We start from the raw sequence: 12,751 nt of genomic DNA, 5'->3' as shown, positions 1-12,751 counted from the left end.
TCTCCCGGAGGGAGAGGGGACTGACCGAGATGTCTTGCGTCATACATCGACCTGAAAGACCGAGTCGACTATGGATTCGGTAAAGCCGTTTCAGGTCGGTGTGCTTCGCGAATATTCCCGGGTCGGCCCCCTCTCCCTCCGGGAGAGGGCTGGGGTGAGGGGGCTTTTGATCTTCCCTGCAACAATCAGGTAATCGGCGCCGGGTTGAACAAGGTGATGTCGTTGTGCAGCTTGTGTTTCTCCGCCCAGGTTTGTTGCTTGCCACTGGCAACATCCAGGTAATAGTGAAACAGCTCCCAGCCGAGTTCTTCGATGGTCGCGCGCCCGGTAGCAATGCGCCCGGCATCGATGTCGATCAGGTCCGGCCAGCGCTGCGCCAGTTCGGTGCGGGTCGACACTTTGACCACCGGCGCCATGGCCAGCCCATAAGGCGTGCCGCGACCAGTGGTGAACACGTGCAGGTTCATCCCCGCCGCCAGTTGCAGCGTACCGCAGACAAAATCGCTGGCCGGCGTTGCGCAGAAAATCAGGCCCTTCTGCTTGAAACGCTCGCCCGGGCCGAGCACGCCATTGATCGCGCTGCTGCCGGACTTGACGATCGAGCCCAGCGACTTCTCGACAATGTTCGACAACCCGCCCTTCTTGTTGCCCGGCGTGGTGTTGGCGCTGCGATCAGCCTCGCCCTTGGCCAGGTAACGGTCGTACCAGTCCATCTCGCGCACCAGCTCTTCGGCGACGGTCTGCGTCTGCGCCCGTGAGGTCAGCAGGTAGATCGCATCGCGCACTTCGGTGACTTCGGAAAACATCACCGTCGCCCCCGCGCGCAACAGCAGGTCCGAGGCATAACCGAGCGCCGGGTTGGCGGTGATGCCGGAGAAGGCATCACTGCCGCCGCACTGCATGCCGAGAATCAGCTCGGAGGCCGGCACGGTTTCGCGGCGGCGCTGGTCGAGTTTCTTCAAACGGACTTCAGCCAGTTCCATGATCTGCTCGATCATTTCGGTGAAACCGTGACTGGAGTCCTGCAAGCGGTACAGCCACGGATCGCTGAGATCCACAGACGCATCGTCCTCGTGCATCACCTGCCCGGCCTGCAATTTCTCGCAGCCCAGACTGATCACCAGCGCCTCGCCGCCCAGGTTCGGGTTGCGCGCCAGATTGCGTACGGTGCGAATCGGGATATAGGCGTCGGTGGCGGTGATCGCCACGCCGCAGCCATAACTGTGAGTCAGCGCCACCACGTCATCGACGTGCGGGTACTTCGGCAGCAGCTCTTCCTTGATGCGCTTGACCGCGTGATCGAGCACGCCGGTGACGCACTGTACGGTCGTGGTAATCCCGAGAATGTTGCGCGTGCCGACGGTGCCGTCGGCGTTGCGATACCCCTCGAAGGTGAAGCCTTCCAGCGGTGCCTGCGCGGCCGGCACGTCGGTGGACAGCGGCAGGCTGTCGAGCGGCGGCGCGGTCGGCATGCGCAGTTGATCTTCCTTGACCCAACTGCCACGACGGATCGGCTGCAATGCGTAGCCAATGATCTGCCCGTAACGAATCACCGGGCCGCCCTCGGGAATATCTTCCAGGGTGACCTTGTGGCTCTGTGGCACGAAATCCACGGTGACCAGGCCATCGGCAAACTCGGTACCGGCCGGTACGCCCTGATCGTTGACCACCACTACAACGTTGTCCCGCTCGTGCAGGCGGATGTAGCGCGGCGAGTCGGAATGTTCAATCAACTGCATGACGCCGCTCCTCAGGAATGCGCTTGAGACAAATTGCCGGTGGCTTCATTACCGCCCTTCGCAGGCGGCTCTTTCAACACCACACGCTTGATCGGGCCGACGATCACCAGGTAGCTGAACACCGCGACCAGTGCGTTGGCGCCGACAAACACCAGCGCCCATTTGAACGAACCGGTGGAGCTGATGATGTAGCCAATCACGATCGGCGTGGTGATCGAAGCGATGTTGCCGAAGGTGTTGAACAGGCCACCGCTCAGACCGGCGATCTGTTTCGGCGAAGTGTCGGAGACCACCGCCCAGCCCAGTGCGCCAACGCCTTTGCCGAAGAATGCCAGGGCCATGAAGCCAACCACCATCCATTCCACTTCAACATAGTTGCACGCAACGATGCTGCTCGATACCAGCAGACCGGCGATGATCGGCGCCTTGCGGGCGAAGGTCAGCGAGTGGCCCTTGCGCAGCAGGTAATCGGAAATCACCCCGCCGAGCACGCCGCCGATAAAGCCGCAGATCGCCGGCAACGAAGCGATGAAACCGGCCTTGAGAATGGTCATGCCACGCTCTTGCACCAGATACACCGGGAACCAGGTCAGGAAGAAATAGGTGATGCCGTTGATGCAGTACTGGCCCAGATACACACCGAGCATCATGCGGTTGGTCAGCAGCTGACGGATGTAGTCCCACTTCGGACCGTCGGACTTCTTGCCCTTCTGATCCATGTCGACCATGCCGCCGTTGTCAGCGATGTGCTTGAACTCGGCCTCGTTGACGCGTGGGTGCTCGCGCGGGCTGTAGATGACTTTCAGCCATACCAGCGAGAACACGATGCCGAGGATACCCATGACGATGAACACGTGCTCCCAGCCGAAACTGTAGACGATCCAGCCCATCAGCGGCGCGAACAACACGGTGGCAAAGTACTGCGCCGAGTTGAAGATCGCCGAAGCGGTGCCGCGTTCAGCGGTCGGGAACCACGCGGCGACGATGCGCGCGTTGCCAGGGAACGATGGCGCTTCGGCCAGGCCCACGAGGAAGCGCAGCATGAACAGCGCGACCACTGCCGTGGACATGCCGAATTCACCGACGAAGCCTTGCAGCACGGTGAACAGCGACCAGGTGAAAATGCTCAGGGCATAGACTTTTTTCGAGCCGAAGCGATCGAGCAGCCAGCCACCGGGAATTTGCCCGGCGACGTAAGCCCAACCGAATGCGGAGAAGATGTAGCCGAGGGTAACGGCGTCAATGCCCAGATCCTTTTGCAGGCTGGAACCGGCAATGGCGATCGTGGCACGGTCGGCGTAGTTGATCGTCGTCACCAGAAACAGCATGAGCAGGATCAAATAGCGGACGTGAGTCGGCTTGGAGGATTGCATGCAGATGTACTCCCACTGATTATTTTTATGCGCGGGTGAAGCTTCTTTGGTCTTGCATTTATTCCCTGTAGGAGCTGCCGAAGGCTGCGATCTTTGCTTCTAAAGATCAAAAGATCGCAGCCTTCGGCAGCTCCTACAGGGGTATTGCGTGTATCAGGAGCCGATGTAACTGGTCTTCACGACGGTGTAGAACTCTTGCGCATAGCGGCCTTGCTCGCGGGAGCCATAGGACGAGCCTTTACGCCCGCCGAACGGTACGTGGTAATCCACGCCGGCAGTCGGCAGGTTGACCATCACCATCCCGGCCTGGGAGTGGCGCTTGAAGTGGTTGGCGTACTTCAGCGAGGTGGTCGCGATGCCGGCCGACAGGCCGAATTCTGTGTCATTGGCCATCGCCAGCGCGGCTTCATAATCGGCCACACGGACAATGTTGGCGACCGGGCCGAAGATCTCTTCGCGGCTGATACGCATCGACGCTTCACTGTCGGCGAACAGCGTTGGTGCGAGGAAGTAGCCTTCGGTATCGCAGGTCACCACACCACCACCGCTGACCAGACGTGCACCTTCGGACTGGCCGATGTCGATGTACTTCATGTCCTGTTCAAGCTGCGCCTGGGAGACCACCGGACCGATGTCAGTGCCGGCTTTCAGCGCGTGACCGACCTTGATCGACTTCATGCGCTCGGCCATGGCTTCGACGAACTTGTCGTGAATACCGGCAGTAACGATCAGACGGCTCGACGCCGTGCAACGCTGGCCGGTGGAGTAGAACGCGCTCTGCACCGACAGCTCGACCGCTTGCTTGAGGTCGGCGTCGTCGAGAATGATCTGCGGGTTCTTGCCACCCATTTCCAGCTGAACCTTGGCCTGACGCGAAACGCAGTTGACCGCGATCTGCCGGCCAACGCCTACCGAACCGGTGAAGCTGATGCCGTCGACTTTCGGGCTCTGCACCAAGGCATCGCCAACCACACGACCGCTGCCCATCACCAGGTTGAACACACCGGCCGGGAAGCCTGCGCGGGAGATGATTTCCGCCAGCGCCCAGGCGCAGCCCGGAACCAGATCGGCAGGCTTGAGCACGACGCAGTTGCCGTAGGCCAGGGCCGGGGCAATTTTCCACGCCGGGATGGCGATCGGGAAGTTCCACGGGGTGATCAGACCGACCACGCCCAGCGCTTCGCGAGTGACTTCAACGTTGACGCCCGGGCGTACCGACGGCACGTAGTCACCGGACAGACGCAGGCACTCACCGGCGAAGAATTTGAAAATGTTGCCGGCGCGGGTCACTTCACCGATCGCTTCCGGCAGGGTCTTGCCTTCTTCACGGGCCAGCAGCGTGCCGAGCTCTTCGCGACGAGCGAGGATTTCAGTGCCGACTTTATCCAGCGAATCGTGACGGGCCTGAATGCCCGAAGTGGAATACGCCGGAAACGCAGCGCGAGCGGCGTCGATGGCGGCGTTGACCTGAGTCAGATCAGCCTTGGCGTAGTCGCCGATGGTGTCGCTGAGTTCGGACGGATTGATGTTGGCCGAGTAATCGGCACCGGCGACCCATTCGCCGTTGATGTAATTGTCGTAGCGTTTTGCAGTTGTCACAGGGCAGCCCTCAACTCTAAAAGCCTTCACGCAAAAAGCCGCTGATTGCTCAGCGGCCTCGCTTTTCTCGTTTACTGCGCGCCTTGCTTGTCGATCAGCGCAGCGAGCATTTCGTACTCTTCGCCGGTCAGGTCGGTCAGCGGTGCCCGCACCGGGCCTGCGTCATAGCCGGCGATTTTTGCACCTGCCTTGACGATGCTCACGGCGTAACCGGCCTTGCGGTTGCGGATGTCCAGGTATGGCAGGAAGAAGTCGTCGATGATCTTGCCGACGGTGGCGTGATCTTCGCGAGCGATCGCGTGGTAGAAGTCCATCGCGGTTTTCGGGATGAAGTTGAACACCGCCGAGGAGTACACCGGCACGCCCAGCGCCTTGTAGGCAGCGGCGTAGACTTCGGCGGTCGGCAGACCACCCAGGTAGCTGAAACGATCACCGAGGCGGCGACGGATCGACACCATCAACTCGATATCGCCCAGGCCATCCTTGTAACCGATCAGGTTCGGGCAGCGCTCGGCCAGACGTTCCAGCAGCGGTGCGGTGAGGCGGCAAACGTTGCGGTTGTAGACGACCACGCCGATCTTCACCGATTTGCACACGGCTTCAACGTGCGCGGCAACACCGTCCTGGCTCGCTTCGGTCAGGTAGTGCGGCAGCAGCAACAGGCCTTTGGCGCCCAGACGTTCGGCTTCCTGAGCGTATTCGATGGCCTGACGGGTCGAACCACCCACGCCGGCGAGGATTGGCACGCTGGTGGCGCAGGTGTCGACGGCAGTCTTGATGATTTCCGAGTATTCGCTGGCGGCCAGGGAGAAGAACTCACCGGTGCCGCCGGCAGCGAACAGAGCTGAAGCGCCATACGGAGCCAGCCATTCCAGGCGTTTGATGTAGCCCGCGCGGTTGAAATCGCCCTGCGCGTTGAAATCGGTCACCGGGAAAGACAGCAGGCCGGCAGAGAGGATGGACTTCAGTTCTTGTGGATTCATTATTCGAACACCCTGGTAGCAACGTTTTATTGTGAGTGGACCGTTCAGCCTTCGCCGAAGTTGTAGGTCATCGTACAACTTAAAATATAGCCGTCAACTGCATTTCATCGTTGGCAGCGCTTTTTTGTCCGACAAAATCGCTTTTTGCGCTTGCTGAAATCGCTGGAAGGCCCGTCCTTGAAGCCTTCGCTCGCGGAAATATCTGGTCTGGATTCGTTTAATTCCTGAGGGACCAGCGGCTCGTAAAGTACGTCGACTGCCACGAAGGATCGTGGCGGACCACTCAAAGGAAGCCGTTATGTCGATGCATTTTGCCGCCCCCACCCTCCCCCACGCCGCCCCTGCGCAGGATGACTGCGTCACCGTTCAGCTCTCGCAACTGCCGGACATCCTCACCGTGCAGGTGCCGGATTCCAGCGATTTCGCAGCGAACTGGAGCGTTTACGCGATCCTCGGCAGCGATGCCGAAGAGCCTGAATGGGAAGGCGATGAGGTGGACACTGGCGCCTGGGACGACGCCGAGGATGAAATGGAAAAGCTGTTCGACATCGAGGTGCAACTGCCGAAAGAGGCGCTGCAACCGTATCTGAACCGCGAGGTGGAGCTGAGGTACAAATTTCGGGATGAGTCGAGTATGGAACCGTATTCGCAGGCGTTGAGGTTGCGGGTTGAGGCGTGAGCATTTCCGCGTTTGAGGCCTGACCGTTGGTCGGGACTGGTATTTCTTACAGGTGCCAGGCTTTCGCGATCCATACGTTAATCAGCTTGAGCTGCCAACGGCTCGTTTCGACAACTAAAAGGATTTTGAACATGACAGATAAACGTTTCGCTATCCAAATGCTGCCTGCACCTGTGCTGGAGGAAGCAATCAATAACGTCCTGCACGTACCTAGCCTGGTGGGCCCCGCTCACGGAATAGTACCTGCGTCTCAAGAAGCGGCCTCAGGGGACACAATTACACTGAACGTGTACGACTCTGACGGCGCCGAGCAGTGGTCACACTCCGTAGTACTGACTGAAAGCTCCGCCGGAAAGCCCGTTGAGCTTACAATCCCGAAAGCGCTATTTGAAAAAATGCTCAATGCTGGCATGAATGCGCGCTTGCAGTACTCCAACGACAGAGCAGGCAACGTCCGGCAATCATTACCATTGGAAATCACGCTTAAAGGCTGATCCAACCTCAGCCCTGCGCCTGCGCCTCTTCATGGGCCTGGCGCAGTCTTTCGCGGCTGTTGGTCAGGTGCAGACGCATCGCCGCACGCGCCGCATCGGAATCCTGCCGGGCAATCGCGTCGTAGATTTCCTCGTGCTCACGGCTCAGGCGGCTCATGTAATGCTGTTGATCGTCGTGGGCCAGGCGCGCCGAGTTCAGCCGCGTACGCGGAATGATACTGGTGCCCAGGTGGGTCATGATGTCGGTGAAGTAGCGGTTGCCGGTGGACAGGGCGATTTCCAGGTGGAAAGCGAAGTCCGAAGACACCGCATCGCTGGCATGCGAGGCGCTTTCGTTCAGGGCGTCGAGGGCGGCGCGCATGGTTGCCAATTGCTCGGGGCTGCGACGTTGCGCGGCGAGGCCGGCGGATTCGACTTCGAGGCTGATGCGCAATTCGAGAATCGCCAGGACGTCACGCAGAGTGACGACAGTGGCCGGGTCGATGCGGAAACCGCTCGGGCTTGGTGTGTCGAGAACGAAAGTGCCGATGCCATGGCGGGTTTCCACCTGACCGGCAGCCTGCAAACGGGAGATCGCCTCGCGCACCACGGTGCGGCTGACGCCATGGGCTTCCATGATCGCCGACTCGGTGGGCAACTTGTCGCCACGCTTGAGCAGGCCATCGCGGATCTGCTCGCTCAACACCGTCACCAGTTCCTGGGCGAGGCTGCGGCGCTTGCGGGGGAGGCGCGGGGTGTCGATCAGCTTTTCCATGATTTGTATCTTGTCTCGAAAGTTCGGCTTGCGGCCATCATAGCTCAAGCGAGTTGTACGATCACCGCCCAGATCACATACCCTTTGTAGGAGTGAGCCTGCTCGCGATAGCGTTCTATCAGCCACATCCATGTTGAATTTATCGACGCTATCGCGAGCAGGCTCACTCCTACAGGGTTTGTGTGGGCGTCAGGCAGTCACGGGTTGCTCCACCAGACGCCCGCTGTCGATCCGCACATGCCGTGGATGGAATCGTTTCAAACTGCTTCGGTGACCGACGCTGACAATGCTCAACCGCGGAATCTCATCGATCAACGCCTGATAAAGCGTCGCCTCGTCCTCTTCATCCATCGCCGAAGTGGCTTCGTCCATGTACAGCCACTGCGGTGCATAGAGAAGTGCGCGGGCGAAGGCCAGGCGTTGCTGCTCGCCCGGCGAGAGCATGCGCTGCCAGTGATTGGCCTCATCCAGACGTCCAACCAGGTGCGGCAGACGGCAGGTTTCCAGTACTTGTGCATAACGCTCTGGCGCGTAGGTGTCGCCCGGTTGTGGATAACTCAGTGCCTCACGCAATGTACCGATGGGCAGATAAGGTTTCTGTGGCAGGAACAGGTAGCGCGCCGCCGGCAGACGAATATTGCCGTGGCCCGCCGGCCACAAATGCCCCATCGCCCGCAGCAGAGTGGACTTGCCGCTGCCGGAACGGCCGCTGAGCATCACTCGCTCACCCGCCTCCACGGTCAAATCGGCGTTGGTCAGCAGGTGACGACCGTCGGCCAGATCCAGGCCGAGACGGTGCACCTGCAATTCGCTGCCCTGATTCTGCACATCGATGGCGGGCACGCGCTCCTCGTTGTTGCTCATGGCATTGCGGAAACTCAGCAGACGATCGCAAGTGGCCCGCCACTCGGCCAGATCCTGGTAAGCGCTGATGAACCAACTGAAGTTCTCCTGCACATTGCCGAACGCCGAGTTGATTTGCATCAGCTCACCCAGCTCGATCTTGCCGCTGAAATACCGCGGCGCTGCAACGATGAACGGAAAAATGATTGCGATCTGGCCATAGCCCGAAGTGAAAAACGTCAGGCGCTTGGACACGCGCATGATGTCCCAGAAGTTATGCCAGACCAGTCCGAAGCGATTGCTCAAACGACGGTTTTCATTCGGCTCGCCGTTGTACAACGCGATGCTTTCAGCGTTTTCGCGTACCCGAACCATCGAAAAACGCAGGTCGGCTTCAAAGCGCTGCTGGTTGTTGTTCAAACCGATCAGACGTCTACCAATCAAGTGCGTCAGCCAACTGCCGACCGCCGCATAGACCAGTGCACACCAGAACATATAGCCGGGAATAGTGAAACCGAACACCTCGATGCTCCCGGACACACCCCACAGGATGATCGAAAACGACACCAGACTGACGACCGTACGGATCAAGCCCAAGCCCAGCGCCAGCGTGTTCGCGGTGAATTTATTAAGGTCTTCGGAAATTCGCTGATCGGGGTTATCGGTGTAACCGCCCTGCTCCAGCTGATAGTAATTCTTGTGTTCAAGCCAACGGGTGAAGTGCTTTTCGGTCAGCCATGCCCGCCAGCGAATGGTCAGCATCTGCGTCAGATATTGGCGATAAACCGCAGCGAGAATCGCCACAGCCGCAATACCGCAGAAGTACAGGATCAACTGCCAGAACGCCGCCTCGTCCTTTTTCTGCAGGGCGTTGTAGAAATCCTTGTACCAACTGTTCAGCCACACCGCGATCCATACGCTGAACAACGTCAGCGCGATCACGGCAATCAGCAATGTCCAGGCCTTGCCCTTCTCTTCGCTGCGCCAGTAAGGCGTGGTCATCGCCCAGACTTTGCGAAAAAACTGCCCGCGCACAGCATCGTTGACCGCGGAATATTCAGCGTTCTGATTCATGGATAAGGCTCGATAGAAAAAACAACAGACACGCGCCGATCATAGATGATCGGCGCGATTTATCGCGAGGGCAGGCGATAGTCGTTCAGCGCAGGTTCAGCGACGCACCGGACGCTTCTGCAGTTTGCGCTGCAGGGTGCGGCGGTGCATGCCCAGCGCTCGCGCCGTGGCGGAGATGTTGCCTTCGTGCTCGGTGAGCACGCGCTGGATATGCTCCCATTGCAGACGGTCGACCGACATCGGGTTTTCCGGCACCAGACTGTCGAGGTCGGCGTGCTCGGACAGCAGCGCGGCCAGTACGTCGTCGGCATCGGCGGGTTTGCACAGATAGTTGCAGGCGCCGCGCTTGATCGCCTCGACCGCGGTGGCAATGCTCGAATAACCGGTGAGGATCACCACGCGCATTTCCGGGTCCAGCTCCAGTAGCTTGGGCAGCAACACCAGGCCTGAATCGCCGTCCATTTTCAGGTCCAGCGCGGCGTAATCAGGCAGATCGGCCTGGGCGATGGTCAGGCCTTCTTCAGCGGAACTGGCGGTGCTGACGCGAAAGCCGCGGCGGGCCATGGCACGGGCCATGACGCGGGTGAAGGTCGCGTCGTCGTCGACCAGCAGCAGATGCGGCAGTTCTTCGCCTTCGACTTGGATTTCGTCACTCATGTTGGTCTCCTCGGGCGCCGTGAGGCAGGCGCAGCTCGGTGAGCGTGCCGCCTTCCTCATGACTATAGAGTTTCACTGAGCCGCCGGCGCGTGTCACGCTGGCCTTGCTCAAAAACAGGCCCAGGCCGAAACCTTTGCCCTTGGTGGTAAAAAACGGTTTGCCGATCTGCTCGGCAATGGCCAGCGGCACACCGGCGCCGTGGTCGCGAATGCTGATGGTCAACGTTTCCGCATCCCAATCCAGCGTCACCTGGAGATTTTCCGGGCAGGCGTCAGCAGCGTTGTTCAGCAAATTAAGCAGCGCCTGAGTCAGATCCGGCGGCGGCGCCATGCGAGGCACCGTGCCCTGGCCGAGACGCTGGAAGCGATAACTGGCCTCCGGGCGCATCAGGTGCCAGCGGTTCAGCGCTTCGTCGAGCCAATCGGTGACGTCCTGCATTTCTACTGCCAGACGCCGGTTGGCCTCAGCGGCGCGGACCAGTTGCTGCAACGTTTCCTTGCACAGCTTGACCTGATCCTGCAGCACTTTCAGGTCGTCCTGCAGCAGTGCATCGGGGTGATCCTGTTGCATTTCCTTGAGCAACACGCTCATGGTCGCCAGCGGGGTGCCCAGCTCATGCGCCGCACCGGCAGCCTGGGTCGCAACGGCCAGCAACTGCTGATCGCGCAGACCCTCTTCGCGACGAATCGCGCGCAACTCTTCCTGCCGGCGCAGCTCTTCAGCCATGCGCGCGGCGAAGAATGTGATAACCGCAGCGGCGAGGGCGAAGCTCAGCCACATGCCGTAGATCTGCAGATTCTCACGGGCGACCGGCAAGGTTTCCAGCGGGTAGAAACGCGTCAGCATCACCGTGTACAGCGCCAGTGCGATGCCGGACAGAATCACCGAATAACGCCACGGCAACGTCACCGCCGCGATGGTCAGCGGCACCAGATAATAGGAAACGAACGGGTTGGTCGAGCCGCCGGAGAAATACAGCAGCGCACTGTGGATCACCAGGTCGCAGGCCAGTTGCAGCGCATATTCAAGCTCGGTCACCGGCCACGACGTACGCAGGCGCACAGCCGTGAACACGCAGAGCAGAATCGAACAGCCAAGGGTCATCGCCAGCTGCACCCACGGCAATGGCAACAATTGCAGCCAGTACGCCAGGCCCACGGACCCGGCCTGCGCGGCCAGCACCAGGGTGCGGATGAAAGTCAGCCGCCAGAGGTTCTGGCGAGTGGCGGAAGTCAGTTGTACGGGGGCGAGCATGAGCTCTCCTGATGAGCGCTCCAGGCGGATCGCACGGAGTATAACCAAGGCGCGGGGTTCAGAGGCGAAAGTGCGGCAAACGACCACATGGCGCTGCCCGTAAATTCAAACGAGGCGATTTTTTGTTGCGGCATATCACCTGTGGCGAGGGAGCTTGCTCCCGCTGGCCTGCGAAGCAGGCCCGAACCCGGCTACCTGATTTTTCTGAAACAGCGCTGCTGCTGATTTTACGACTGCTGCGCAGCCGAGCGGGAGCAAGCTCCCTCGCCACAAAGGCACTGCCGCCCCACCAGGCCGATCTGTATCGAAGTTGTAACTGGGCGAACCGGATCATAGAAGTTAGAGTCTGATGGTTCACGCAGGCCGAGACCCAACACCTGCGCCTCATTCAAGGAGCCTTCATGCACACATTTCGCCGCAGCGCCGCCCTCCTCGCCCTGACCGTCGGCAGCGTCGCCAGCCTTCCGGCGCTGGCCGCCGATGAGCTGCACTACAACCAGATTTCCCTGCGCGCCGAAGTCAGCCAGGAAGTCGCCCGCGACCAGATGATCGTGACGCTCTACACCGAAGAGCAGAACACCGACCCGGCCAAACTCGCCGCCGCCATCAGCACCACCATGAACAAGGCCACCGCCCAGGCCAAACAGGTCAAAGACATCACCCTGCGCACCGGCAGCCGCAACAGCTACCCGATCTACGACACCAAGGGCCAGAAAATCACCGGCTGGCGCGAACGCGCCGAACTGCGCCTGGAAAGCACCGACTTCGCCGCCCTGTCCAAACTCACCGGCGAACTGCTGACCGACCTGAAAATGGGCGGCATGGACTTCGCCATCGCCGACCCGACCCGCAAGGCCAGTGAAGACCAATTGCTCAAAGAAGCCGTCACCGCCTTCAAGAACCGCGCGCAACTGGCCACCGACGCCCTGGGCGGCAAGGGCTACAAAATCATCAACCTGAACCTCAACAGCAACGGTTACCCACAACCGTACCTGCGCGCACCGATGATGATGAAAGCCGCAGCCATGGATTCGGCGCCGGTGACGCCGGAAGTTGAAGCGGGCACCAGCCAGGTCAGCATGACGGCTGATGGCGCGATTGAAGTGTTGATGCAGTGATTTGAGCTTGGCTCAATGAAGGACCGCCGATCGGTGAATGATCGGCGGTTTTTTTATGCCCGGGATTTGTGGTGAATGTTCCACCGCCTTCGCGAGCAGGCTCGCTCCCACAGGTTGAACGCATTTGGATGTGGGAGATTCTATGGTTGTCCTCAAGCGATAACTGCCCCTTTTGGTTGATAT

The 12,751-nt window shown here is 60.1% G+C and carries 11 protein-coding genes; 3 read left to right on the top strand and 8 right to left on the bottom strand.

Annotated elements, in window-relative coordinates:
• Positions 1-185: 185 nt before the first annotated feature.
• From garD to kdgD, 4 genes are all read right to left on the bottom strand, one after another.
• Positions 186-1,739, bottom strand: coding sequence for a galactarate dehydratase (garD, locus tag QRN33_RS06060; RefSeq protein ID WP_065615781.1), 1,554 nt, complete (start codon positions 1,737-1,739; stop codon positions 186-188).
• 11 nt (positions 1,740-1,750) lie between these two features.
• Positions 1,751-3,112, bottom strand: coding sequence for an MFS transporter (locus tag QRN33_RS06055; protein WP_051600602.1), 1,362 nt, complete (start codon positions 3,110-3,112; stop codon positions 1,751-1,753).
• A gap of 153 nt (positions 3,113-3,265) precedes the next feature.
• On the bottom strand, positions 3,266-4,711 hold the full coding sequence (locus QRN33_RS06050; protein WP_123418220.1) for an aldehyde dehydrogenase family protein: 1,446 nt from the start codon (positions 4,709-4,711) through the stop codon (positions 3,266-3,268).
• 71 nt (positions 4,712-4,782) lie between these two features.
• On the bottom strand, positions 4,783-5,694 hold the full coding sequence (kdgD, locus tag QRN33_RS06045) for a 5-dehydro-4-deoxyglucarate dehydratase (RefSeq protein ID WP_039759443.1): 912 nt from the start codon (positions 5,692-5,694) through the stop codon (positions 4,783-4,785).
• A gap of 298 nt (positions 5,695-5,992) precedes the next feature.
• Here kdgD and QRN33_RS06040 point away from each other — a divergent pair, with 298 nt between their 5' ends.
• Complete coding sequence (locus tag QRN33_RS06040; RefSeq protein WP_285407586.1) at positions 5,993-6,373, top strand: hypothetical protein; 381 nt, start codon at positions 5,993-5,995, stop codon at positions 6,371-6,373.
• Between the two features lie 131 nt (positions 6,374-6,504).
• Positions 6,505-6,867: a hypothetical protein gene (locus QRN33_RS06035; protein WP_123418222.1), complete on the top strand. Its 363-nt coding sequence runs from the start codon at positions 6,505-6,507 to the stop codon at positions 6,865-6,867.
• Positions 6,868-6,874: 7 nt separating this feature from the next.
• Here the strand turns inward: QRN33_RS06035 and QRN33_RS06030 are convergent, their stop codons facing one another.
• From QRN33_RS06030 to QRN33_RS06015, 4 genes are all read right to left on the bottom strand, one after another.
• Complete coding sequence (locus QRN33_RS06030; protein WP_110603732.1) at positions 6,875-7,621, bottom strand: FadR/GntR family transcriptional regulator; 747 nt, start codon at positions 7,619-7,621, stop codon at positions 6,875-6,877.
• Between the two features lie 189 nt (positions 7,622-7,810).
• A complete protein-coding gene (locus tag QRN33_RS06025) occupies positions 7,811-9,538 on the bottom strand; it encodes an ABC transporter ATP-binding protein/permease (RefSeq protein ID WP_285407585.1) in 1,728 nt (575 codons plus the stop codon).
• A 96-nt stretch (positions 9,539-9,634) separates the two neighbouring features.
• Complete coding sequence (locus tag QRN33_RS06020) at positions 9,635-10,195, bottom strand: response regulator transcription factor (RefSeq protein ID WP_065261803.1); 561 nt, start codon at positions 10,193-10,195, stop codon at positions 9,635-9,637.
• Positions 10,188-11,450 (bottom strand): ATP-binding protein, encoded by a 1,263-nt coding sequence (locus tag QRN33_RS06015; RefSeq protein WP_042608786.1) that lies wholly within the window; start codon positions 11,448-11,450, stop codon positions 10,188-10,190. The genes QRN33_RS06020 and QRN33_RS06015 overlap by 8 nt, the downstream gene beginning before the upstream one ends.
• Before the next feature lie 401 nt (positions 11,451-11,851).
• Between QRN33_RS06015 and QRN33_RS06010 the strand changes: the two genes are divergently transcribed.
• A complete protein-coding gene (locus tag QRN33_RS06010; RefSeq protein WP_285407584.1) occupies positions 11,852-12,568 on the top strand; it encodes an SIMPL domain-containing protein in 717 nt (238 codons plus the stop codon).
• Positions 12,569-12,751: the final 183 nt, after the last annotated feature.

It is taken from the genome of Pseudomonas sp. FR229a, from assembly GCF_030209115.1.
GTDB classification, from domain to species: domain Bacteria; phylum Pseudomonadota; class Gammaproteobacteria; order Pseudomonadales; family Pseudomonadaceae; genus Aquipseudomonas; species Aquipseudomonas moraviensis_A.
This window is presented reverse-complemented; position numbering and strand designations above follow the sequence as displayed.